Origin of the sequence: Mycobacterium sp. 134, from assembly GCF_048282715.1 — a bacterium.
In the GTDB taxonomy this organism is placed as follows: Bacteria; Actinomycetota; Actinomycetes; order Mycobacteriales; family Mycobacteriaceae; genus Mycobacterium; species Mycobacterium septicum.
Genome location: NZ_JBLVUN010000001.1, coordinates 169,337 through 190,537, shown reverse-complemented (window position 1 = coordinate 190,537; position 21,201 = coordinate 169,337). Strand labels below are relative to the sequence as shown.

25 protein-coding genes are annotated in these 21,201 nt (G+C 64.4%); 16 read left to right on the top strand and 9 right to left on the bottom strand.

Annotated elements, in window-relative coordinates; all coding sequences use genetic code 11:
- Positions 1-76: 76 nt before the first annotated feature.
- On the top strand, positions 77-703 hold the full coding sequence (locus ACNQVK_RS01085) for a hypothetical protein (protein WP_418028252.1): 627 nt from the start codon (positions 77-79) through the stop codon (positions 701-703).
- A gap of 1,001 nt (positions 704-1,704) precedes the next feature.
- On the opposite strand, the gene ACNQVK_RS01080 is transcribed toward ACNQVK_RS01085, so the two are convergent.
- Entirely contained in the window at positions 1,705-2,106 is a 402-nt protein-coding gene (locus ACNQVK_RS01080) for a hypothetical protein (protein WP_418028251.1), read from the bottom strand.
- A gap of 172 nt (positions 2,107-2,278) precedes the next feature.
- Here ACNQVK_RS01080 and ACNQVK_RS01075 point away from each other — a divergent pair, with 172 nt between their 5' ends.
- From ACNQVK_RS01075 to ACNQVK_RS01050, 6 genes are all read left to right on the top strand, one after another.
- Positions 2,279-3,202 carry a hypothetical protein gene (locus ACNQVK_RS01075; RefSeq protein WP_418028250.1) on the top strand — a complete coding sequence of 308 codons (924 nt, stop codon included), beginning with the start codon at positions 2,279-2,281 and terminating at the stop codon, positions 3,200-3,202.
- Positions 3,199-4,242, top strand: a complete 1,044-nt coding sequence (locus tag ACNQVK_RS01070; RefSeq protein ID WP_418028249.1) for a hypothetical protein — start codon at positions 3,199-3,201, stop codon at positions 4,240-4,242. Before ACNQVK_RS01075 ends, ACNQVK_RS01070 begins: the two co-directional genes overlap by 4 nt.
- Positions 4,243-4,260: 18 nt before the next feature.
- Complete coding sequence (locus ACNQVK_RS01065) at positions 4,261-5,421, top strand: ImmA/IrrE family metallo-endopeptidase (RefSeq protein WP_418028248.1); 1,161 nt, start codon at positions 4,261-4,263, stop codon at positions 5,419-5,421.
- An 862-nt stretch (positions 5,422-6,283) separates the two neighbouring features.
- Entirely contained in the window at positions 6,284-6,586 is a 303-nt protein-coding gene (locus ACNQVK_RS01060) for a hypothetical protein (RefSeq protein WP_418028247.1), read from the top strand.
- A gap of 297 nt (positions 6,587-6,883) precedes the next feature.
- Positions 6,884-7,582, top strand: a complete 699-nt coding sequence (locus ACNQVK_RS01055) for a helix-turn-helix domain-containing protein (protein WP_418028246.1) — start codon at positions 6,884-6,886, stop codon at positions 7,580-7,582.
- A 93-nt stretch (positions 7,583-7,675) separates the two neighbouring features.
- Entirely contained in the window at positions 7,676-8,443 is a 768-nt protein-coding gene (locus tag ACNQVK_RS01050) for a hypothetical protein (RefSeq protein ID WP_418028245.1), read from the top strand.
- A gap of 105 nt (positions 8,444-8,548) precedes the next feature.
- Here the strand turns inward: ACNQVK_RS01050 and ACNQVK_RS01045 are convergent, their stop codons facing one another.
- Positions 8,549-8,911, bottom strand: coding sequence for a hypothetical protein (locus ACNQVK_RS01045; protein WP_418028244.1), 363 nt, complete (start codon positions 8,909-8,911; stop codon positions 8,549-8,551).
- 432 nt (positions 8,912-9,343) lie between these two features.
- Between ACNQVK_RS01045 and ACNQVK_RS01040 the strand changes: the two genes are divergently transcribed.
- Complete coding sequence (locus ACNQVK_RS01040) at positions 9,344-9,832, top strand: LppU/SCO3897 family protein (RefSeq protein ID WP_418028447.1); 489 nt, start codon at positions 9,344-9,346, stop codon at positions 9,830-9,832.
- A gap of 428 nt (positions 9,833-10,260) precedes the next feature.
- Here ACNQVK_RS01040 and ACNQVK_RS01035 read toward each other — a convergent pair whose 3' ends face one another.
- Positions 10,261-10,878, bottom strand: coding sequence for a sensor domain-containing protein (locus ACNQVK_RS01035; RefSeq protein WP_418028243.1), 618 nt, complete (start codon positions 10,876-10,878; stop codon positions 10,261-10,263).
- Between the two features lie 582 nt (positions 10,879-11,460).
- Here ACNQVK_RS01035 and ACNQVK_RS01030 point away from each other — a divergent pair.
- Positions 11,461-12,084 (top strand): hypothetical protein, encoded by a 624-nt coding sequence (locus ACNQVK_RS01030; RefSeq protein WP_418028242.1) that lies wholly within the window; start codon positions 11,461-11,463, stop codon positions 12,082-12,084.
- Between the two features lie 119 nt (positions 12,085-12,203).
- On the opposite strand, the gene ACNQVK_RS01025 is transcribed toward ACNQVK_RS01030, so the two are convergent.
- From ACNQVK_RS01025 to ACNQVK_RS01015, 3 genes are all read right to left on the bottom strand, one after another.
- On the bottom strand, positions 12,204-12,686 hold the full coding sequence (locus ACNQVK_RS01025) for a hypothetical protein (RefSeq protein WP_418028241.1): 483 nt from the start codon (positions 12,684-12,686) through the stop codon (positions 12,204-12,206).
- A 91-nt stretch (positions 12,687-12,777) separates the two neighbouring features.
- The gene (locus ACNQVK_RS01020) at positions 12,778-13,098 is read right to left on the bottom strand and encodes a hypothetical protein (protein WP_418028240.1); all 321 of its coding nucleotides are present in this window, start codon (positions 13,096-13,098) and stop codon (positions 12,778-12,780) included.
- A 93-nt stretch (positions 13,099-13,191) separates the two neighbouring features.
- Positions 13,192-13,380 (bottom strand): hypothetical protein, encoded by a 189-nt coding sequence (locus tag ACNQVK_RS01015; protein WP_418028239.1) that lies wholly within the window; start codon positions 13,378-13,380, stop codon positions 13,192-13,194.
- 310 nt (positions 13,381-13,690) lie between these two features.
- Between ACNQVK_RS01015 and ACNQVK_RS01010 the strand changes: the two genes are divergently transcribed.
- The gene (locus tag ACNQVK_RS01010; RefSeq protein ID WP_418028238.1) at positions 13,691-14,743 is read left to right on the top strand and encodes a hypothetical protein; all 1,053 of its coding nucleotides are present in this window, start codon (positions 13,691-13,693) and stop codon (positions 14,741-14,743) included.
- 607 nt (positions 14,744-15,350) lie between these two features.
- On the opposite strand, the gene ACNQVK_RS01005 is transcribed toward ACNQVK_RS01010, so the two are convergent.
- Entirely contained in the window at positions 15,351-15,629 is a 279-nt protein-coding gene (locus tag ACNQVK_RS01005; RefSeq protein ID WP_418028237.1) for a hypothetical protein, read from the bottom strand.
- 150 nt (positions 15,630-15,779) lie between these two features.
- Positions 15,780-15,998: a hypothetical protein gene (locus tag ACNQVK_RS01000; RefSeq protein ID WP_418028236.1), complete on the bottom strand. Its 219-nt coding sequence runs from the start codon at positions 15,996-15,998 to the stop codon at positions 15,780-15,782.
- Positions 15,999-16,161: 163 nt separating this feature from the next.
- Here ACNQVK_RS01000 and ACNQVK_RS00995 point away from each other — a divergent pair, with 163 nt between their 5' ends.
- Together ACNQVK_RS00995 and ACNQVK_RS00990 are read left to right on the top strand one after the other, a co-directional pair.
- On the top strand, positions 16,162-16,947 hold the full coding sequence (locus ACNQVK_RS00995; RefSeq protein WP_418028235.1) for a hypothetical protein: 786 nt from the start codon (positions 16,162-16,164) through the stop codon (positions 16,945-16,947).
- A 15-nt stretch (positions 16,948-16,962) separates the two neighbouring features.
- A complete protein-coding gene (locus ACNQVK_RS00990) occupies positions 16,963-17,127 on the top strand; it encodes a hypothetical protein (protein ID WP_418028234.1) in 165 nt (54 codons plus the stop codon).
- 20 nt (positions 17,128-17,147) lie between these two features.
- Here the strand turns inward: ACNQVK_RS00990 and ACNQVK_RS00985 are convergent, their stop codons facing one another.
- On the bottom strand, positions 17,148-17,552 hold the full coding sequence (locus tag ACNQVK_RS00985; RefSeq protein ID WP_418028233.1) for a hypothetical protein: 405 nt from the start codon (positions 17,550-17,552) through the stop codon (positions 17,148-17,150).
- A gap of 184 nt (positions 17,553-17,736) precedes the next feature.
- Between ACNQVK_RS00985 and ACNQVK_RS00980 the strand changes: the two genes are divergently transcribed.
- The 4 genes from ACNQVK_RS00980 (at position 17,737) to ACNQVK_RS00965 (ending at position 21,140) form a co-directional block, all read left to right on the top strand.
- A complete protein-coding gene (locus tag ACNQVK_RS00980; protein WP_418028232.1) occupies positions 17,737-18,285 on the top strand; it encodes an LppU/SCO3897 family protein in 549 nt (182 codons plus the stop codon).
- Positions 18,286-18,507: 222 nt separating this feature from the next.
- Positions 18,508-19,110 (top strand): DUF6088 family protein, encoded by a 603-nt coding sequence (locus ACNQVK_RS00975; RefSeq protein WP_418028231.1) that lies wholly within the window; start codon positions 18,508-18,510, stop codon positions 19,108-19,110.
- The gene (locus ACNQVK_RS00970) at positions 19,110-20,117 is read left to right on the top strand and encodes a nucleotidyl transferase AbiEii/AbiGii toxin family protein (protein WP_418028230.1); all 1,008 of its coding nucleotides are present in this window, start codon (positions 19,110-19,112) and stop codon (positions 20,115-20,117) included. The genes ACNQVK_RS00975 and ACNQVK_RS00970 overlap by 1 nt, the downstream gene beginning before the upstream one ends.
- 360 nt (positions 20,118-20,477) lie before the next feature.
- Positions 20,478-21,140 carry a hypothetical protein gene (locus tag ACNQVK_RS00965; protein ID WP_418028229.1) on the top strand — a complete coding sequence of 221 codons (663 nt, stop codon included), beginning with the start codon at positions 20,478-20,480 and terminating at the stop codon, positions 21,138-21,140.
- Positions 21,141-21,201 lie beyond the last annotated feature (61 nt).

Below are 21,201 nucleotides of genomic sequence, written 5' to 3'. Positions count from 1 at the left end.
AAAAGTTCCCACGTTTGGTAAAGAAGTTGTGCCGCACACCCCCTTTTTGATGGTTTGCGCAGGTAACATCCTGGTCATGGACGCTCGCACTCAGCTACATGAAAGCCCCGCGGCGCCGGCTGCGGCGGACGCGGCTCTGTGTGCTGCGCACCAGAGCGCATTTCAGATGCCGCCGACCGTGCCGCCACCGTACGGCGCTGGTCTTTACTACACCGCCCAACCGCCGAAGCGGCAGCGCGGCCTGATCATCGCGGTCGCGGCGGCCATCGTGGTCGCCGGCAGCCTCATCGCCGGCGCCATTTTGATCAAGGGTGGCGGCCAGTCGGCGCCCGCTCCAGTGCCGACTATCGCGTCACCCGGACAGCCGGGCGCCGTTACTGGTGAGCCTGGGAGCACTTGCGCTGCCTGGGCTACGGCCAAGTCCGATTTTGGCGCAGTAACGCGTCTGCCCGCCGGGTGGGACTACTCGACGCCGGGAATCGATCAGACGATCGCTGCTCGATCAGCGCAGCTGGAAAAGGTCCTGGGTGTTTTCGAAAGTCAGATCCAGCCTACTCCGGTTGAGGTGTCCTCTGCTGCACGGCTTTTCGTGGAGAAGCAACGGGCGGAAGCAGTCAAGCTGACAGCGCACACCTTCGATGCGGCCGATTTGTCGGCAATTGAAGGTGCCGAGAAGTCGCTGAATCTGGCTTGCGGCGGATAGGCGATGACGCCGAAACCCTCTGGGCCGCATACTGATCAGATTCTCGGCCCCTACTGGGAAGATAGCGTCAGCCCAGAACAGCTCGCGTCGTGGTCGCTGCAGCTCGGTAAGGCCGGGGCCGAGCTGGGGTTCACCGCATCGGATGGCCAGGTTCAGGCGACGAATCTTCTCGGGTATGGGCAAGGCGTTCTGGCTGAGGCGATTTCGGGTGCGTGGACGAAATTCTTCGGCGGGATGGGTCTCGACGGGCTGAAATTCGTGGAGGCAGGCGCTGTTGTCGGGGCATGGGGCGAAACGCTCGGTGGAATGTTGTCGTCGATGGCCGCGATCTGCGGTTTCGGTGAGGCCACGATCACGGCCATTGAGACGTCCCGGCCCGCTTTGATTGCGGCTGGTGAAGACCCAGAAAAATTGATCGAGACCGTCATCCAGGAGTGTCACGCGCAGGTCGCCTCGATCTCGGCTGGAGCGATGGGTGCACTCGCCGCTCTTCCTTCATGGGTGCCGACTACTGGGGCGGCGGCCGGCGGTCTTGGCGGTGTGCCTGGGAGTAGCGCTGGTAGTGGTGGCTCTACTTCAGCGGGCGGTTCGGCGCCGGGCGGCCAGGCATCTCCCACCTCGGCGGGAGGCTCCGCGCCGGCGGCCGCTCCTGGTGATGGCGCCTCAGGTGGTTCGCCCGGCGGTAACGTTTCTCCGACATCGGCCGGTGGGTCTGCACCTGAAGCGACTTCTGCCGGTGGGGCTCAGCAGACCTCCTCGGCGGGAGGAAGCGCTCCCGGCATCGCGCCTGCAGGCTTCAACTCCTCTGGAGCAGCGGCTCCCTCTGGCTCTACAGGAGGGGCTTCGGCTAGCGGTGCTGCCGCGCCCTCGTCGGGGGGGCTCGGATCTGGTGGTGCTCCTAGTGGTGCGTCGGCTCCGTCCGGAGCGACGGGTCCAGCTTCCGGCGTCAGTGGTGCGTCATCCGCTGGCGCTGGCTCGCCGTCTGCTGGTGCTGGTGGTGTTCAGTCGACTGCTCCTGCGGCTCCTGCCGCGTCTTCTCCGGCGTCCGCCGCATCTGGGTCGGGTTCGTCGGGTGCGGCGCCGGCGGCGTCGCCTGCTGCCGCTTCGTCTGGTGGGGCGTCGCCGGCTGCTCCGTCGTCTCCGGGTGGTGTGACTCCGATGGGGATGATGGGGCCGGCGGTGGCTGGTCCTGCCGCTGCTGCGGCTGCTCCGATGGCTGGTGCTCCGGTGGCTGCGGCGGCAGCGCCGGTTGGTGCTGTTCCTGCTCCGCCTGCTCCGGTTCCGCCGCCTGCGCCGGTGTCTCCGTTGTCTCCGGCCGCGCCGGTGTCGTCGATTCCACCGCCGCCGATGTCGGCGCCCGCGGCCGCGGCTGCTCCTGCTGCGGGTGTGCAGATGCCGGCCACGGCTGCTCCTGCGCCGGTTCCGCCGCCCGCAGCTCCGGTGGCCGGACATGCGCCTGCTCCTGCACCGCCGGCGGCTGCTGCCCAATCGGGCCCGGGTCAGCACGGTGGGCATCAGGGTGCGGCGCCGGCCGTACCGGTTGCGGATGGGGCGCCGGATCCGCGTGTGACACCGATGATCACGCCGATAGCAGCGGATCCCGGGATTGTGGCGCCGTGGATTGTGTCGGATACGGCCGATTCGCCGGTGCAGGGCTTGGATTTGGATTTGGCGACGGTGCGGTCGGTGCTGGAGTCCGCTGGTGGCGGGTCGGTGGTGTCGTGGGCTGCGGGCATGGTGGTGACTGGTGGTCGGCGTCAGGTTGTGGTGACGACGGACCGTGGCCGCGGCTGGTTGCCGCCCGGGGTGTTGCTGCCTGCTGATGTGGTGATGCCTTGGGCGCATGAGGATTCCGCCGCCTGGGAGGGGCTGTTGGATCCGGGGCGGGTGATTGTTGAGTATGCGGCCGTGGTTGATGGTGAGTTGACGGCGTTGGCGTCGACGCGCAGCGCCCCGGGTGTTGCTGCCGGTGTGCCGTTCGTGTTCGCGGATCCGGTAACCCGGCCGCGGCCGGATTTGGTGGGTGGCCCGGTGGTGGAGCGGGAGAAGCTGCAGGTGTCTGCGGTGCGGTTGGCCGCGGCCGCTGGGATCGAGGATCCGGACGGTCAGCGGCGGCAGGCGTTGTGGATTGCCCATGATGCGGCGACGAAGGCTGGGGATGTGTCGGCGGGGCGGCGTGCGATCTTGGGGTCGCTGGTGGCCGACGAGAGACTGCTGGATCCCGGTCGGATTGAGCGGCTGCGGTGGGATGCGCTGGTCGCTGAGAACGACGCTTGGTGGGAGCAGGATCGGGCGGCGCGGGTGGATGTCCGGGACGCCGCGGTCGGCCGGTTGGATCACGACCCGGGCGGGTGCCGGGAGTTTTTGGTGCAGTCGTATGCGACTGAGGCAGTGTTGGCTTTGCGCAATCCTGTTGCGCGGCAAGCGTTGATGGACGCGTTGTATGCATGGTCGATGCTGCTTGACGAGATGGCTAGTGCGGGGAAGGTGGCAGCGTGAGTCAACCGATGAGCTTCGATTACGCGCAGTTCAGTGGTGCGTCGCAGAAGATGAAGCAGGACGGGCAGGATGCGGCGTCGTCGGCGCGGACTGCGGTGTCGTCGTATTCGTCGCCGGCCGGGACGAGTCCGGTGGGGGCGCAGATTTCGTTGCTTTCGGGTCAGTTGCAGGGTGGGTTGTCGCAGTCTCCGATGCAGTTGGATAGTGGTGCGACGCAGACTGATTCGGCGACGCAGAACGCGTTGGGCGGCATCGAGAATCAGGACGCGGCCAATGCTGCGCAGGTCAAGGGCCAGGGGCTTGGTGGTTCGGAAGCTGCGAATGCGTTGCAGGGACTTCCAGCGGGCATGCCCACCGGCGGGGAGAACCCGTTGGATCCGGAGTCCATCGACAAAGAGGCCCAGGCCAAGGCCAAGGACATGATGGGCGGGGATCAGGCGTCGCAGCAGATGATGCAGATGCTTCAGATGGGCGGCCAGATGGGTGGTCAGATCGCTCAGCAGATCGCGCAGCAGGTGCAGCAGTTCACCCAGCAGCTCAATCAGCAGGTGCAGCAGGTTGGGCAGCAGATGTCGCAGATGGTGTCGAAAGCTGTTGAGGGCGCAGCGAAGAGCGCTGCCGATTCGGCGATCGACACCGCGGTCCCGGACCTCGGTCTGGGTGGCGGCGGGCTCGGTGGCGGCGGTGGGGGTGGCGGTATGCCGGACCCGGGTATCACTCAGGCTGCTGGCCTGGGCAGTCCGGTGACGCCGATGACGACGTCGTCGGCGTTGGTGCAGCCAGGATCAGGATCGCCGGCGGCGCCGCCGGCGTCGACGGGTACGCCGGGTGGTCGGATGCCTGGTGGGATGATGCCGATGATTCCGCCGCACATGATGCGTGGTGCTGGTGGTGGCCAGGACGACTCGGTGAAGCGGGACCCGAAGATCTTCCCCGAACGGAAACTGTTCGAGGGGCCTCCGGGTGCGCCGCAGAACTTCGGCGCCAACCCCGACATCGACGACGAGCCGCCGTTCGAGGTCGACGAACGCAGCACCTAACCCCTGGGGTGATTTCGCATGGTCGAGGTGTTCGGTGCGCGGGTCCGCCAAGCCCGGATCCTGCGGTCCATGCCCGGCACCGCGGTCATGGACCGTATGGGGTGGCGATCTCCCCGGCAAACACGGTTGGAGCAGTCCGACACCGCGGTCCTCGACACGACCGAGTTGGACCGGCTGGCCAACGTGTTGCGTTTTCCCGCAGCATTTTTCACCGCCGCCCCGGTATCCCGAGTAACTCCCCACGATCTGCTGCTGCGGGCGCCCAAAGTGATGACGGTCGCGCAGAAGCAGCACCTCGCAGCGCTCGCGAACATGGTGGGGGACCTGGCTGATCATCTCAACACGTTGAACCGGCTGCCGCCGGTGCTGATCGAACCGCTGCCGCCGGGCACCGACGTTGTGACGGCCGCGGCCCGCACCCGCAAAAGGCTCGGCGTGCCGACGCTGGAGCCGATCACATCGCTGATCTACGAGCTGGAATGCGCCGGCGTTCCGGTGGTGTCGCGCACACGCAGGTCCCTGCGTTCCGCCGGCGTGAAGGGCGGGGATCGATCCGCTGATGATCCGGTCGGCCCGGGCAACGATCGGCTTCTGGGGTGCTCAGCACGCACCGGGGCGAACCGGGAGAGGCCGGTGGTGCTGCTGGGTGGCTCAGATTCCTGGGAACACACCCGTTGGAGTGCGGCGCACGAGATCGGGCATTTGGTGCTGCACCAGTACGGCGAGATCACCGGGCCGGAGGAGCGTGAAGCATCACGTTTCGCTGCGGAGCTGTTGGCGCCGGCGAAGGCGTTGGCGGCCGAGGTGTCGCAGGCCCCGACACTCAACGATCTGGTCGAGCTGAAATTGCGGTGGCGACTGTCGCTGGGAGTACTGATCGTTCACCTGCGGGAGTCGAAGCTGATCGACAGCGCGCGGGCGGACACGTTGCAGCGGCAGCTGTATAGCCGGATCAACGCGGACACGGGGCGCACCTGGGGCAGGACTGAGCCGGGCTGGGATGCGTTCACGCCGGAGCGGCCGCGGTTGTTGAGCAGGTGGTTGGAGAGCTGCTACGGGACGTCGTCGGCCCGGGAGTTGTCCGCGCATGGGTTGATCTTCCCGACCGACGTGATCGCGGATGTTCTTGCTGGGCAGCGGGGTGACGTGCCTGCGCGGTCTGTGGCGGGGCGGTGCTGAATGTCAGCCGGTCGGGCGTCGTTCGAGGCCACCGATCGGGGCCTGACCCCGTGCCCGAATAGCGTAGGAGGTGGTGATGGCTGAGCGTTCACTATTGGCGGGTCGGGCGCTTGTGGCTGGTGATCGGTTGATACGGGTCGATCGTTCCCCGGATGGGGCAAGGGCCGAGGTCTTGCTGGTTGATCCGGTCGATCGGCCTCGCCTTCGGCGGGCTGTGTGGATTAGCCGAGCGCTGTGGTGGGGGTTCTTGTGGGCCAGTGTCGTTGGACTGTTAGCGGGGCTTGTCTTGAATGCGCGGGACCGACCATCGCTACCGGTGTTCGTCGGGTTTTTTGTCGCTGTGTGTGGGTGGACGGTGTTTGCGGTGGTGGCGCCTCGGTTGCCAATAGTGCCGCGGGACCCGTTAACGCGTTCGGAGCTTGACATCTACTCTGGGGCTGTCGCCACGGGTATCCGTTTAGGGCTGGCATCTTTAATGCCCGCCGGTATCGATGTGGGACAGTGCAGGCCGACCGATGTGGCCGTCGACGCGGCGCTGGTCGCCGCGCACCACGATTGTTGGAATCTGGTCCTTCGCGCACGACAAACGATTCGGAGAAGTTAGCGGTGGAGGTGCCGGGTAATCCAGGAAGTTGGGCAGCGGGTCAGAGGCTGCTTCGCAGACCCCTCGGGGGTTCCTGCGCGTCAAACTCATCTCACCCGGGTCGGAACTGTCCCTGGGGTGTTGAGGTGGGCATGGCTGGTCACGATGGCACTTACCCGCCGGAGCCAGATCAGCGCGTACGGAACCTCCGAGTCGTCCCGGCATCTCGATAGACGAGCGATAGTCCGTAATAGGTAAGGCGGAACGAAAGGCAGCGGTATGGCTGAGTGGTTCGATGAGATTACTCGGCGGGTTGAGGAATTCGCGGCCGAGCAACGTGAGTGGTATGCCGAGGGGCTCTGCGAATCTGCCGATGAGTTTTTTGCGGACCGTGCCAATTGGCTGAGGCAGCCAGACGCGGTGCAAGTCGTCAAGAACTCTGGCGGGTCGTATGACGTGGCGATTGTCATTGATGGGTCCTACGACGATCGGGAAATTGCCCAGTCGATAGCCGAGCTGCTCCAGGCGAAAATCTACGGCCACCTAGCTCGGATCGAAACCCGGCCGAGCTCATCAGACTGACGTGTCCGTAATTGGTACGGGCAAGGGAGACAAGGATTCCGATGTGAGTGGACGTCGTCGGCCCGCGAGTTGGCCGCGCATGGGTTGATCTTCCCGACCGACGTGATCGCGGATGTTCTTGCTGGGCAGCGGGGTGATGTGCCTGCGCGGTCTGTGGCGGGGCGGTGCCGAATGCCAGCCGGTCGGGCGTCGTTCGAGGCCACCGATCGGGGCCTCACCCCGAGTGTCCGACTCCAATGGGATATGCGTTTACCTGCAATTGTTGCGTAAACAGGTCGTGTGGGCGACCATTTATGTATGCGCGATATGACGACCTCCGACGCTGCCGAGCACCTGCGGGTCTCGGAGCGGCAGGTCGAGCGTTTGGCTGGGGCCGGCGAGTTGACCGTGACGCGCACCGTTGCCGGTGCGCTGCTGATCGACGCCGCATCGGTGCACCGGCTGGCCCAGGCGGACCGGCACGGTGGTCGGCCAGCTTCGGCGGCAACGGCGTGGGCGGCGCTCACGCTGCTGTCGGGTGAGCGCGTCGGCTGGCTGGACCGTTCGGCGCTGTCCCGGCTGCGGCACAGACTGCGTGGGGCCGACGCGAACAGCCTGTGCTGGCTGACACGGCGCCGCGCCACAGTTCACCGGATGCAGGGCTGGGGCACCAACGACGGGCTGCTGTCCACAGGCGTGAGCGCGTTGAGCGACCCGGCCATGTCCGCGCTGTTCGACCTGACGCCGGTCGAACGCGGCGCCGACGGTTACGTCCGCGCGCGTGACTTCGACGACCTGGTCACTGCGCTGGGACTCTTCGATGACGTCGAAGGCTCGATAACGGTGCGCGTGGTCCCCGACGACGCGGGCTACGCCGTCGATCATGTGCTGGTCGCGGCGGTCGCGGCGGACCTGGCCGAGTCGCTGGACGCGCGCGAGTCAGCGGCCGGCAAACGCGTGCTGGACAGTCTGCTGAACGACTTTCGGTCCAGCGACGGGCACCTGAACCGGGCATGATCGTGCGGCGCAGCGGCGAGCGGTGTGACCAGCCGCGTGCGGCCCGCTCGGTCGACGCCCGGGTTGTTCGGCCCGCCGTGCAGAATCGGTGTGATGAGCACCGCAGCTGATGACGGCCGCCCGGTTTGGGAAGTTGCCGCACCACCGGGCGGGTGGGGACCGCCCTGGCCGCAGGTCGTCGAGATTGTTCGGCTGATACCGCACACCCAGTGGACCCTCATCGGCGGAATCATGGTGCAGCTACACGCCGTTCACGCGGGGATGCAGATCACGCGTCCTACGCGTGACGTGGATATGGTCCTGCACATCGAGACTGGCGTCGTGTCGTTTTCCGGGGTACGCGAGAAGCTGGAGCAGCTCGGATACGTGCTCCGCGAGCCGATGGGCGAAGGACCGGTTCACCGATTCGTCCGCGGGGACCGGGCCGAGGAGCAGGTCGACGTCATGGTCGCCGACCACCTCCCGCCCAGCCTGGAGCAGAAGGCATTGAGGCGCAAGGTGTTCGAGGTTCCTGGGGGTACCTCGGCGCTGCGCAAGACCGTGAACTGTCACGTGGTCGTCGGCTCCGAGACCATTGTGCTCAGCATCCCGGACGCTCTCGGGGCGCTGGTGCTCAAGGGAGCTGCGTACCTCGAAGATGCGCGGGATCGCCGGCGGCATCTCGATGACGCCGTGGTGCTCACCTGTACGGTCAGCAACCCGATGGCGGACCGGGAACGGATGATCGGCAGCGATTCCAAGCGAATCCGTGCGCTCTGGAGTGTCCTGCAGGACCGCGGTCACCCGTCCTGGATCGCTGTAGGGGAACGGTCCGCGCTGCGTGGCCACAACGCCTTACGGATCTTGGTGGGGACGAAGTGATCAGAGAGTCTGAACCGTCTTCAATGGATGACGCGCGCTCTGACACATAGCGGCAGTCGCTGACTCCATCAGGCTCAACAGCGTCGTGGCGGCGATATCGCGACCTCACTGGTCCTGCGCGAGCGCCTCATGGAGGACAGCAGGGGGGTGGCCCATTTCCGCGGCGATCTCGCTGGCCTGGTCCGGCGTGACCGGTTCTCCGTGGTCGGAACCACGCCACACGTTGCGGTCGGGCCGCTCGTCGGTGTGCCAGCGTCCGTCCGCGGCGAGGTGAGCGCCTCGGTGGGGCGGGTCGGCCTGCCGGTCGTATCGCAACAGGGCGATCGCACTGTCGCCTTCGTAGCGTGTGTAGGACCCTGATCCGTGGCACGGCGGACCAAACTCGACGCGGTATGGCCGTTCACGGTTGCCGTCGCTGAACACCGCCCAGAACCAGAAACGTGGTTCGTCGTCCGCGGTTCCCGGCATGCTCAGCCCTCCAGCTCGTTGTCACGATGGCGGGGATCCATGGAACGAGACTCTAGAGGCATTGGGAAATGACGGAGGCCCGGCTCGGGCGTGGCTGGCCCCGGCGCTGGCAGTTTGCGTCTTCGTGGGGCGTTGTCGTGGGTTAGCGTTGCCGTCCGAGGGGGTGTCATGTTGCTTGCTGGCGGCGATGTCGCGTATCAGATCGGGTCCACCGTGGGCATGGTTCTGTGGCCGGTCGCGGGTGTGCTGTTGTTGTTCTTCGGTGTTCGGCGCCGTGTAGTTCTTCGGCGTTGGAAGCGGGAGGAAGACCAGCGGCTGCTGTACCCGCAGTCGTCTGGCCCGGGTACGACGGCGTCGCCTAGTCCGCCGGCAGGGCCTGTTGCGGCGGCCGATGGTGGGCCGCTGTCGAAGCCGTCCGGGGGCGGGGTTGTGATGATCGTGGTGGGCGTGGTGCTGCTCGCTATCGGGCTGCTTCACATCGCCGCGCGCGCGATCGATTCGGGGTCTTCGAAGAGTTCGAGCGGCGGGATTGTGGTGGGTCAGTGCATCTCTGGCGACGATTATGTGTCGGGTGTGGATGTCGGGCCTGAGCCTGTCGATTGTGATCGGCCTGAGGCGACGTTGGAGTTGGTGTTCAAGGGTGACGGCGCGGCGAGCTGTCCGGATGGGAGGCGGCAAGGTAGCGACTACGCGGCGCTGACGAGTGCGAGCCGGACGTTGTGTTTTGCGTTGAATGCTCAGGAGGGGCGGTGCTACGTCCGTACCAGCACGCTCTCTCCGGTGGCTTGTGCTGATCGGAGGGCGAATATGAAGATCGCCAAGCGGATTGACGGCTCGACGGATGCGTCATCGTGCGGTGGTCATGCGACTCCGGTGGTGTATCGCGAGCCGCCGCGGGTGTACTGCGTCGAGGCCCGATAGAGGCACGCCTGGCGGTCGCGGTGGGTCGGATCGCCCTTGTGGGGCGAGGCGGGGATATCAACTGCGCGGCCTGGTGTTCTGATAGTCGCACCACCGGCATACGGTGTAGAACCCGAACTCGTCGAAGTCCCTGATGAGGGCTGATTTGCGGCTGCACTTGGGGCACTGCCTCGCGGTGGCCGAGTTCTGCATTGCTGTGACTGTGTTGGCGGTGGCTCGCTTGCGCCCGCCATCTTGTCTTGTCGCCATGTGTGTAGGAGTGCTGAGGTCGGTGTTTCGCAACACCAACGCACAGACTTTTTCGGGCCGATTTCGACGTTGATGAACCGATCGGTGCGGGGCGTCGGCTTGGCGGGGCGGTGGAGCGACTGATGGCTGAGTTGGGTTCGTGGCGAGCCGGGGGCTGCTGTGACCGCGAGAGTTTGTCCCTACCCGGCGGGGAGCTTCGCTGCGATCCGGTCGATGATCTGGTTGGCCTGGGCCTGCGAATCGCCATCGCCGCACACAACGGATTCGACGACCGCGTTGGCGCGGGCCAAGACCGCGTGATAGCAGCTGCGGGGTCTGCCGCCTTGAACACGGTCCATGCCAGCCCCGCCCCGGGTGGTCTCTTGCATGGTGTCGGTGAGGGCGGCCGGGTTCTCGGAAGTGACCGGGCCGGCCGTCCAATGCTGAGTTTTGCCGTCGACGGTGATGGTGGCTACCGTGCCCTCGCGGCATTGCTCGTGGTTGAACTTCACGACGATGTCGCTGGCAACCCGGCGAGCGTGTCGATTGGGTTCACGCCACGCTTTGTTGGTTACGGGGAACACCTGGATCAGCTGACTCACTGATTGGCCGCGGGCGCCGGTGTTCTGATCGCCTATGGCGACCAGGTAGTCATAGGCGGTGCGCGACTGCTGGAACAGTGCTCTTACTGCGCACTGTGGTGGCTCGATGCCGGCCGGAGACTGGTCGGGCTTGTCGAAAGCGAGCTCTTGACGCACGTCCGTATCGCCGACGATCGCACCCAGTTCACTGCGCTTGAGCAGAGCTGCGCGTGCCAAGTCTGGAGTGCTGGCCGTTGGTGGTGGGGGTGTGGTCGGTCCGGTCGTTGCGGGGGGCTGCTCGTGGACTTCGGGGGCCTTTTTGGCCTGGCCGTCCACCGCGGTGGAGCACCCCGCCAGTAACAAGCCGATGGCACATGCGCCGACGAGAAGCCGCACGATTTCCCCCTGCCGGTGTGGATCACAAGCCTTCACACTGTGCCGCCTGGCATAGCTGGACCGCAACTGGACTGCGGCCCTAGCTGGCGCGCGGTGGCCGGGCGGGAGGCTTCGGGTGCCTGTGCCGCTCAGTCACCTTGGTTTGGATCGGTGTAGCTGCGCAATGTCTCGTCTACCGAGTGGTCTGATGTCGGGGCTGGAGTTCGTCCGAGCAGTGTTGGGCCACACGATCGAAGCCCTGGTGAGGAGAATGTTTGAAGCAAACTTCCGCAGCATCCACCGCATTGGGCGTGCGATGCTGGGATCGGTCCTGGCGCCATCAGTGATCGTCCTCGACCGCAAGCACGAATATTGCTCGAACGGGCCCGCGCCCTGCCGATGGCGTGCTGACAGCCGTACCGCGACAACGCGTGAAGGAGACCGATGACTGACGCCGCCGGGCCCAGCCCGATCCGGTTTGATCAGACCGGATTACGCGGCCGGACTGCCCTGCTGCTGACCGATCTGCCGACCAACGACGCGGGCGTGCCGGTGGACCTGCCGACAGGCACGACGCACGTCGTCATCCTGGACGACACACCGAACCCGACCCTGACTCTTCAGGTGCACCCGGTCGGCAACCCGCAGAATGTCGCGTTCGTCGACCATGCCGATCTGGCCTTGGCGACGCCATGGGCAACGCCGCCGCCCACCGTCGACACCGAAAGGAGGTGCGGCGTGTCCTCCCGGGACTCAATCCCTGGGTTTGCGCGCCGCAACACACCGATGGCCGAACCTGAAATCACCTACTACGCCGTGTTGGGCGGAGATAGAACTCGTGACAACCCATCTGGCCTAGTCAGGCGAATCCATACCACTCCGAGATCGACTGACGAGGCGTTCGGGCGGGATTTGCGGTGGCATCCCACCGAGTACCTGCGCAAGTACTTTCTAGGCCACAATGACGACGACCATGAAGAGGTCACCCTAGAAGAAGCCGCGACAATAATCAGCCGATGGCGCGTCAAGTGGGCCGACGAGGACCGCGAAACAGCTGACGGGCAATAGCGCCGAACGCAATTCGTCGACTCGCGGTTAGCAGGTTGTTCGTACGTTGCCGACGATGGGCCGTCTGCGTCGTGGAACAACGGTGTCAGTCGCGCTGACGTCCAGTTGGGACGCAGTGGTCACTGGTTGTTGTCTCTGGCGGCGACTGTGGTCGCGGTGAGTGCGGACAGGATGGTGGTTCCGGGCAGTGTGATGGCGATATCGGCGATGCCGCTGGGCATGTCTTCGGCGTGGTAGTTGAATTTTCGGCCGTGCCAGGTGTCGATGCGGATGGGGTTGTGGCTATCGGTGATGTAGGTCGTGAACTCACCCGGTATGAGCGGGAGTAAGTGTTCGTGCACAAGATCGCACAGTGTGGCGTGATGGTCCGGTGACCAGGTCCTGGTTTGAGCGAGGGTCAGGCCCTTGTTGCCACGAATGTTGCGGAAGTGCTGGAAGATGTTGTAGTCGGTGGCGTCGACGCTTTCGATCCACTCCCAGGGGACATCGCCATCGCGAAACCCCCACTTGGAGAAGAGGCTTGATGCATTGAGGGTCACCTCCGGCAGCGCTTCGGGTGGGCAGTCGTCGAAGGGGCGGTAGCGCTCGCTCCAAAAGTTCATGGCTTCCAGTTTCTCTCCGTGAGAGGTGATGGCGCGTAACTCATTTGATGGTGCGGCGCATCTGTCTGAGTGGCTGTGTCGGGGCGTGCATTCACACCTCTCTCATCCAGATGGCTAGGTCGTTGCCTTGGATGGTCCAGCGGTGCGTGCCGTCCTCGTCGACGTGGGCGAGGTTGCCGACGTATCCGGCGACCTGGTCCCAGTTTTCGATCCTCGCCGATGTCGTCTTCACGATTCCGCCGCGGTTGTTGTACTGGTGGGTGGCGTGGTGGACCTCGTGATCGACCAGCAGCTGGAGGCCGAAGTGGTGGATCACGTCGCCGACGTTGATGGCGCTGGTGTTGATCGCCTCGAGTGCTGTCGCGCGCTGTCCGTTTCCGGCTGCGGCGTGTGTCGTCGGCTGTTCGCTCATACCCCAAACATTACAACGTTGCGTTGCATAGTGCAACCTGGTGCGGTGAAGCTGCGGGCGACGCCCACAGCCGGCGCGCGGTGAAGCGGTGCATCAGCCTTCGTCGAACCAGCGGTTCCACGCCGACAAGCTGTAGCCGTCCCAGTACGGGCCGTCCTCGTCGTGGCCGTCGGGTTGCGGGTAGTCGTCGCCCTGCGCGCCGGCCAGCCAGTCGTTGAACTCGCTGATGGTCACGCCGAGGCTTTCGGCGACCTCGGCAGATCGGTAGGTCTTCTCGTCCATGGTGTTTCTCCCTTCGCCCTTTACGGCACCGCTGACGCGGAATCGGTCTCATAGGTAAAGGGGGGCCGGGCCGCCTGTTTGTTGCAGGGAGGTTCGAGATTCATGGCCTCCGCTGCTGCCTGAGGGATATCGGGGCAGCTGGGTGCCGCTGCGCAGGTGGCCGGTGCCCGCGGGTCGAGCACGGCTGCCCAGGCTTTGTTCGACGGCAGAAGTTGGTGCGTGGTGTGGCTGCTCAGCGATGTCAGAATCGGTGCTGCGCTGGTTGGCCGGGCGCGCGTGTTCGTTGTCGGAGGCTCGAAGGGATCGCCCTGTGATGTGGGTTCGGTACAACACGGCGCCGTGGTGGGGTCGCTGGTTGATCACGTCGGTGTGGATGACGGCGTGGTTGGTGCTGTTCTATTGGGCGCTGTTGCCGCGAGGGCATTGGTCGACACCGTGGCCGGCTTGGATCACCGCGGTGGGTTTGGTCGTTGTCGGCCTTCTGGTCGCCGCGCCGATCACTCAGTTGGGCAAGCCGGCCGTGAATTCCTATGCCACCGTGCTGCGCGGGCTGAGTGCGACTCAGCGCGCGCAGGTGGGGCGTGCGCTTCGTGGCGGGTCGATCCCGACGGATTCGGCCGTGCTGGGTGCGGCGGTGCGTGCGATGGATCTTGCGCGGGCGTATCGGGAGCGTGTGTCGCCGGGGCAGAGGCGTCTGACGTGGGTGATCATCGCTGTGTTCGGGGTGGTGCTGCCGGTTGTGCAGTTTGTGGGGAATCAGCCGCGAATGGCGGTGCTGTACCTGACGGCCGGTGTCGTCATGATGGCTTCTCAGATCGGGCCTATCGTGATGCGGCGCCGGCGCCGCGCACATCTGGTTGAGCTGCGGGCGGCCGCGGAGGCTGACCCCCTGGCGGCTGCCGTGGTCGCTGATGCGGTGCCCCCGGCTGTGCCGACGGTGCGTCAGCGTTTGGTGCAGGTGGGTTTGGTTGTGGCCGTGGTGGTTCCGGTGAGTGTGGGCGCGGTGTTGGTTAGTAGCGCGGCGGAGTTGGATTGCCGGACCGCCGCCGCGGTGGTGGCGAGTCTTTCTGAGCATCGTGAGCTGCTCGATCCGAGTTTGATTGGGCCTGGTGGGCCGGAGTTGGCCGAGTACCGGGACTTGGCGGCGCGCCTGCAGCGGCGTGCTGATCAGGTGAGCGACCCGACGATCAGGCAGCACCTGCATGACATCGCTGGTCTGTCGGGGGTGGCTGTGGTCGTCGTTGGGCAGGCCCGCGAACCGGGGGTGTCGGGGGAGGGGCTCAAGGGCTTCCAAGCGCACTACGGCAATCTGATGGCTCAGCTTGTCGAAGCGGACAGGGGTCTGGTTGGCGTGTGTGCTTGAACAGCATTGGCGGCCTGATTTTGTGATCTCATTGCGGTGCTGGATGTACGGCACTGGATTCCACAGGGGAACTGATGATTGATGTTCCAATCAGTACCGCGATAGCGGAGTATCGCGGGCGTCGACTCCGGATCGTGTTCAGCGGTGACGACTGGGTTGCCTTACACGCCGAACCCGGGATCGATATTCCGGGTGGTTTCGCAAGCGGAGATGCACCCATGGGGCGCGGGTACTACGAATCGTGGGTGAAGGTTCCTAGGTCTGCCCTGGACGGTGTGGTGCATGTCCGCGTGAGTGGGAGCCTTTCCGGGCACGCTGTTGCGCTGCAGGCCCGATATCCTGACGGTCTGATTGGAGTGGAATTCGTTGGTCCGCCAGCGGTCGCTCGGGAACTCGGCCTAGACGGAGACCAATACATGGGGTGGACGGGTCTCGTCTCACCCGACAGGCTGGCTGACATCCAAGCGGAAGAGACTCGGGGTGCTTGAAAAGCATTGGCGGCCAGACTTTGTGCTGATGCGTCGTCTGTTGTGATGTTTGGCGAGGTGCGGCCGTCACATGTGTTGCCACATCTCGACGTCGTTGAGGGCGCCAAGAGTGGGAGGATTCACGGTTCTCTTGTGAGGCGGCTGCGCCGCAGCGCAGTGAGCCCTCCGTACAGGCATAGTGCGGTGGCAGCCACATTGAACAGGCGCCAGGTTCCACCGTGCTTGACCGCCGAGGCGGCGAGGAACACCGCGCAGACCAGTTGGAGACTTCCGGAAATGACTGTGGCGGCGTGGCGCTGCCGGCTCGGGCCCCCGTTGCGCAGTCGGAACAGTTGGACCGCGATCACAATCGCGCAGGCCGCCACCGCCGCGAGTTGCAAGGCAATACTCATGGTCATGTGTGGATGATCTCCCATCGGGTAGCCAACCTCATGGTGGAGGTCGACGTGCGCGGTGGGCGCCTGCAGGTAGTGCCGGGCCACACGCGGCGGGCGATCTGAGGGCGTCGCTGAGTGGGCAGCGTGGAATGTGTTGGGGTGGCCTCTCTTTTAGAGGCGGGTGGCTTCGGCGGGGCGGTAGGGGATCTCGGTGCGTGGTAGCCATGCTTCGGACATCGATACTGAGACGTGGCGGGGCACTGGTTGCACTGTGTTGTCTTTGTCGAGATGCAGTGGGGTGATCTCGCTGCCTTCGACGCGAAGGGCGACGATCGGGTAGGCGTTGCCTTCGCTGTCTTTGACGGTCAGTCCTGCCGGTGCCGAGATCACCGTTGCGAGTGGCTGCGTTAGGGGAGGCGTTGGGTTTTGCATGGAATCACACTAGTTGCGGTTGGTGACAGGTTGGTGTTCATGCGTGGCGATTAGCGGAAGTGGGGAATTGTTGCTTGGGCGTGTCGCCTGCAATTGATGCTGTTCGAATAGCATTCGCGGCATGTCTATCCTTGTGGTCGTTAAGGTTTCCGACGGGATTGCGCTGGCGACGGACTCTGCGGTGGTGTACCCGGATGATCGGGGTGGCCTACGCACTTTCGCGACTGCCGACAAATTGCTTCAACTCCACGATGAGCTGCCTGTCGCTGTGCTTGTCACGGGAACCAATGCGATAGGGCATGGGACAGTTCAGTTCTGGACCCAAGTGCTCAAACGTGCGTTCACGGGCACGGAGTTCCCTTCGTACACCGTGGACACGAGCTCGTACCAGCTGAAGGAGATTGCTGCGAAGGCAACTCAGGTTCTGGGTGAAAGCATCAAGAAATCTTGGGATGACGAGAGCTATTCGTTGGGTCTGGTGTTCGCCGGCTACTCCTCAGATTCGCTGATGCCCGAAGTCTGGGAAGTGGCAATTCGCTCGAACGGAACGGTGGTCGAGGGCCCGACTCAAACTCTGTCCGGTGAAGAGACGGGCATCAGAGTTTATGGGCAACCGCAGGTCGCCGAACGGATCATCTACGGGTTCGACCGGTGCTTGATGGCCGAGATGGTGACGATCGCGCCCAGAGACGCGCTGGTTGAGCTGTTGCGGAAGAATCAGTGGAATGTGCTGGGGCCCTACCTGCCTCTCCCCGATGCTGCAGCCTTGGCCCGCTACTTCGTGGAAGTTACCGCGGGGATTTCTCCGTATGTTCCTTCGCAGGTCACGGTTCGCCACCCCGTTGATGTGGCCACGCTTTCCAAGCACAATGGGTTCAGGTGGATCGATCGAAAAGACACCTACTAGGCGGGAGCGTGTGTGATGGCCGATGGCGAGGTGCCAGATCGCAACGAACTGCCGTCAGTGGCGGGGATATCGTTTAGCCCGTCGCGCCGTGAGTGGCTCTACGCCTGGGATTTCGGCGAACCGGGCATTCCACTCGACGAGGCCCTGACGCGCGGCTCCCAGGACGAGCGGACTGAGTGACGCTCGCGGTGCCGGGTTTGTCACCAGCCGATGTAGTTCACCAGCAGTTCTGCGAGCAGCTCGCGGCGTTCCTGATCCAGGTTGGCGGCGATATCGCTCAATCCTTGGACGCCCAGTCCTCGTAGGAGTCGGCCGCCGGTGTCGGCGTTGTAGAAGCTGACCATCGCGGCGAGGAAGATGGCGTCGCTCGACGGCATTTCGTCGAGTTGCTTCTTGATCAAGGCGACTTTGGGTGGCCACCCGCGATAGCTTCTGGACCGCATGTGGTCTCGTTGGAAGTAGGTGCGGTACTGGTATTTGGCGCCGACAGCGCGTCGCCAAGCCTGTGAGAACGGCCGCTCCTCTAGTGGGTACATGCTGCGCGTGTACTCGTCGTCTCTGAGGTCGTCGTCGTTGCCGTCGAGTTCGGCATCTTCGGAGCTCATGGGTTGATCATCCGTCCGTTGCGGCTGCCCCGCGTCGAAAATCGCCCAAGCCATCGATCGCCGCGCCTCGAACAAGCACCTCGCGACAGGCTGGTCTGCTCACGCAAAATGCGGATAGCGCCACGTGCGCACTGAGCAAGATTCGTGACGTGGGCGTGCCAGCGTGCACTTTACGATCATGGCCATGGGAATCGTGGAACCTCAGAAGTCTCGAAGACCGTGGTGGCAACGCATTCTCAAGCGCCTCGGTATTGCGATCGTCGTGCTCGTCGCCGTCACGGGTTACCAGATTTGGCGGGCCCACGACAACGCGGCGAAACAACTCGACAAGTACGCAATCGGCGATTGCCTGACATTGACGAAAAAGGGGCTCGGTGTCGAAGACGCTGAAGCTGAATGCGGGATGGAACCCAGCTACACGGTGGCCAGCCGGCTCGATGGTGGTGGGACGTGCCCCAACGACAACTACGTCACATTCGAGGTGACGACGGGAGGAGACAGCGTCGGCAGGCTGTGTCTGATCGAGAATTTCGTGCCTGGGCATTGCTATCAGTCGGACATGGTCAGCAACGTCACCGAGCTTGTCGACTGCGCCCAAGGCTCGATGATCACTGCGACGGTGACGGTTCTATCCCGGCAGGACACCGGCGATGGCACCTGTGAGGGCGATCAGATCGCCATCGCCTACCCCGAACCTGCACCAGGGCGGACGTACTGCACAGCGGCATCTTGACGTCGGCGGGCCCGCGTTGCGACCTGGCGCCGCCGCCGTCGGTCGTGTTGGGCGGGAAGTGGGGATCTTGGCGGGGTGTCGTTCATGCAGGCCAGCGTGTTGTTGGCGCCAGCCAGCGAACGATGTGGGGAGAGTTTGCCGTGGTTCATGAGCGGGCATCGTGTCGGGCATTTCCGCTGGTTTATTCGACAAGGTGACAGGTTCTCGATACACTTTCATGTCATGAAGGCCGCAGTTTCCACTACCCCGGGCAAAGCCCTTGCCAGGGTTCCTCGTGGCAGCTTCGTTCGCGTGTCCGAGCTCCCCGGAACGCTCGCGGCCAAGAACTCGGCTGTCTCCCGTGCTCACAAAGCTGGCGAGCTGATCGCGGTCCGCAAGGGTCTGTATTTCAAGGGTGTCAAGACCCGTTACGGGATGACCCGCCCGTCGGCTGAGGAGATCGCTGCCGAGGTGCTCGGCCGCACTGGAGTGGGGCCGACGGGGTACAGCGCCGCGCGGGCCCTCGGCTTGACCAACCAGGTGCCACGCGAGCCGTCGCTGGCTGTGGCGGGCCCGGTGCCGACTTCGGTGCCTGGTGTGAAGATCGCTCGCCGAAACAACATGAATCGGCGGGCCCTGCGTTACACAGAGATCGCCCTGCTGGAGCTTCTGCGGGGCGATTGGGAAACCACCGTCGATGAAGGCTGGCCGGCGCTGGTGTCGGCGTACCGTGAGGGCTCCGAATCGCGAACTCTGCGGCCGCACGCGTTGCGTGAGGCGATCGCCACGGAACGCTCTCCGCGGGCGCGCATGAATTTTGAGCGGCTCACCGCGGCCGCCGCGTAATGCCGGCGCTGTTACGGGATCGTCCCGACGATCTGCGCGTCCTGGTGGAGCTCACAGCGCAGGCTCGGGGCATCAACAATGTCTTCGTCGAGAAGGACTTCTGGGTCACCGAGACGCTGCGGGCCGCAACTGCTCCCATCGAGATCGATTCGCGTGACGGTCTTCAGCATCGGGTGCGTGCAATCTTCAAAGGTGGGACGAGTCTCAGCCGGATCTACGGACTGATTGAGCGCTTCTCTGAGGATGTGGATCTGCTGATCGGTTTCCCGCCTGTCGATGCCAGTGTGGGCGCGAAAGATCGTGTCTTGAAGAGGATCCGGGACAATGTCGGTGCACACTTGCGTCTCGGGCCGGCCGATATCCGAGCTGAAGGTGCGTCGACGAAAGGCGTGAAACGCAATACCCGCTATCACTATCCGCGGGCGTATCGGGGCCATAGCGCTGTCAGCGGAGGAGTGCTCCTCGAGATGGGATGCCGTGGAGGGACATTCCCAACCCAGACGCATGCGATGCGCTCCATGGTCGCTGAACATGCGATCGATGAACTGGGCGACACGGCTGACACGTGGCAAGAATTTGCGGCGTTCGATGTCGAGGTTCTCGCGCCGGAACGCACGCTGATGGAGAAGCTCGGCATGCTGCATGATGCCGCGACCAATATCGCTGACGACGTGTACCGGGCTCGACTGTTGAAAGCCGGGCGTCACCTCTATGACGTTTACCAGCTCCTCAACGCAGAGCAGGTGGTCGATGCGCTCCGGGTGGCTGGCCCCGGTGGGGTGGGCGCGCTGTGTGATGACATTTACGAGCACAGTGTGGAGGCGGGATTCCCGTGTACGCGACGGCCGGCGTCCGGATACGGGCAGAGTCCGTTGGTGCAGCCGGCGGCAGGGTGTCGCGAGGTGCTGGAGGCTGCGTACGAAGCATCGGCAGAGTTGGTTTACGGATCTCGGCCGACGCTCGATGAATGCCTGGACGCGATCAGGGGGAGCGCGACGCTTCTCTGAGCCGAAGCTGGCCCAGGCCCAGGCCCTGGGGGTGGCGATCAGGCGGAGTGGGGCCGGCAGCTGCCAGGGGATGTGAACGGGTGCGGGTGGTCGCTGAGCAGCACACAGCGGGCGGTGTTGGAGGACTTGCTTCTGTTGGGCTCGGTGAGGAACGGCCCACTAGGCTATGACGGTGCATCCTGCTTCCGGGCCTACAGCAGTCCAAGAGGCTGTGGCAGTCGCCGAGGCCGCGCTCGCGTTGTCCGGCCATGTTCTCGATCCGCGCACGCGGGTGCTCATCGCTGAGATGGCTCGACATGAGATCTCGGCGGATCAGGCCGTTGAGCGGATCGTTGCCCACTACGTCGGCCGTAGTGATAGGTGACTTCCGAACGTAGCTGGCCGCATCACGATGCGCCGCGAAACCCCACGGTCCTGCGCAACAAGCTCGGGTTGGACGATCCGCAGCTCCTTGCCGTCGTCGAGGCTCAAGTGTCGGCGATGCGTATTGCAGAGATCGCGAATGAATCGTTCAGTGGTGTCTTCGATTTCATGCATTACTGCGACGTGCACAGTCGGATCTTTGGCGATTTGTATGACTGGGCGGGGCTGCCGCCGGCGGCAGATGGGGAGCTGGTCGATCCAGCGCGGGACGTGGTCAAAGTCTTGCAGGACGATCTGAGCTCGCCGAGCATCGATTACCGGCGGATCGTTGGCCGCAGTGTCCGCGACAGTGCCGAGTATCTGTTTGGGTATCTTCAGGCTGAAGGTTGTTTGGTCGATCTGTCACCGCAGGGGTTTTCGTCCCGGTTGGCGGCCTATTGGTGCACGCTGAGTTCGTTGCCGATCTTTCACCGCGGGAATGCTCGGACGGAGACTGTTTTCTTCGCGCAACTGTGCCGGAATGCTGGGTACCGTCTGAATATGCGTGAATTGTATGCGCGCAGATCCGAAGTGGGTGACGCTCGCGTGAATGCTGTGTCTACGCGGGCTCGTTATGCGATGTTCAGCGCGATCGTCGACGCAGTGGTCGAGGTGGCTTGACCCGCTAGCAGGGGCGGGACGCCGGTGAGGCTGCGCGCCCCGGGGGCCCGGTCTGTGCCGG

Bases quoted from the DNA above. Each gene is read 5' to 3' on its own strand.
- ACNQVK_RS01085 (WP_418028252.1), top strand. From the start codon at position 77: ATGGACGCTCGCACTCAGCTACATGAAAGCCCCGCGGCGCCGGCTGCG.
- ACNQVK_RS01075 (WP_418028250.1), top strand. From the start codon at position 2,279: ATGATCACGCCGATAGCAGCGGATCCCGGGATTGTGGCGCCGTGGATT.
- ACNQVK_RS01065 (WP_418028248.1), top strand. From the start codon at position 4,261: ATGGTCGAGGTGTTCGGTGCGCGGGTCCGCCAAGCCCGGATCCTGCGG.
- ACNQVK_RS01060 (WP_418028247.1), top strand. From the start codon at position 6,284: ATGGCTGAGTGGTTCGATGAGATTACTCGGCGGGTTGAGGAATTCGCG.
- ACNQVK_RS01055 (WP_418028246.1), top strand. From the start codon at position 6,884: ATGCGCGATATGACGACCTCCGACGCTGCCGAGCACCTGCGGGTCTCG.
- ACNQVK_RS01050 (WP_418028245.1), top strand. From the start codon at position 7,676: ATGAGCACCGCAGCTGATGACGGCCGCCCGGTTTGGGAAGTTGCCGCA.
- ACNQVK_RS01045 (WP_418028244.1), bottom strand. From the start codon at position 8,911: ATGCCGGGAACCGCGGACGACGAACCACGTTTCTGGTTCTGGGCGGTG.
- ACNQVK_RS01040 (WP_418028447.1), top strand. From the start codon at position 9,344: ATGATCGTGGTGGGCGTGGTGCTGCTCGCTATCGGGCTGCTTCACATC.
- ACNQVK_RS01030 (WP_418028242.1), top strand. From the start codon at position 11,461: ATGACTGACGCCGCCGGGCCCAGCCCGATCCGGTTTGATCAGACCGGA.
- ACNQVK_RS01025 (WP_418028241.1), bottom strand. From the start codon at position 12,686: ATGAACTTTTGGAGCGAGCGCTACCGCCCCTTCGACGACTGCCCACCC.
- ACNQVK_RS01020 (WP_418028240.1), bottom strand. From the start codon at position 13,098: ATGAGCGAACAGCCGACGACACACGCCGCAGCCGGAAACGGACAGCGC.
- ACNQVK_RS01015 (WP_418028239.1), bottom strand. From the start codon at position 13,380: ATGGACGAGAAGACCTACCGATCTGCCGAGGTCGCCGAAAGCCTCGGC.
- ACNQVK_RS01005 (WP_418028237.1), bottom strand. From the start codon at position 15,629: ATGACCATGAGTATTGCCTTGCAACTCGCGGCGGTGGCGGCCTGCGCG.
- ACNQVK_RS00995 (WP_418028235.1), top strand. From the start codon at position 16,162: ATGTCTATCCTTGTGGTCGTTAAGGTTTCCGACGGGATTGCGCTGGCG.
- ACNQVK_RS00990 (WP_418028234.1), top strand. From the start codon at position 16,963: ATGGCCGATGGCGAGGTGCCAGATCGCAACGAACTGCCGTCAGTGGCG.
- ACNQVK_RS00985 (WP_418028233.1), bottom strand. From the start codon at position 17,552: ATGAGCTCCGAAGATGCCGAACTCGACGGCAACGACGACGACCTCAGA.
- ACNQVK_RS00980 (WP_418028232.1), top strand. From the start codon at position 17,737: ATGGGAATCGTGGAACCTCAGAAGTCTCGAAGACCGTGGTGGCAACGC.
- ACNQVK_RS00975 (WP_418028231.1), top strand. From the start codon at position 18,508: ATGAAGGCCGCAGTTTCCACTACCCCGGGCAAAGCCCTTGCCAGGGTT.
- ACNQVK_RS00970 (WP_418028230.1), top strand. From the start codon at position 19,110: ATGCCGGCGCTGTTACGGGATCGTCCCGACGATCTGCGCGTCCTGGTG.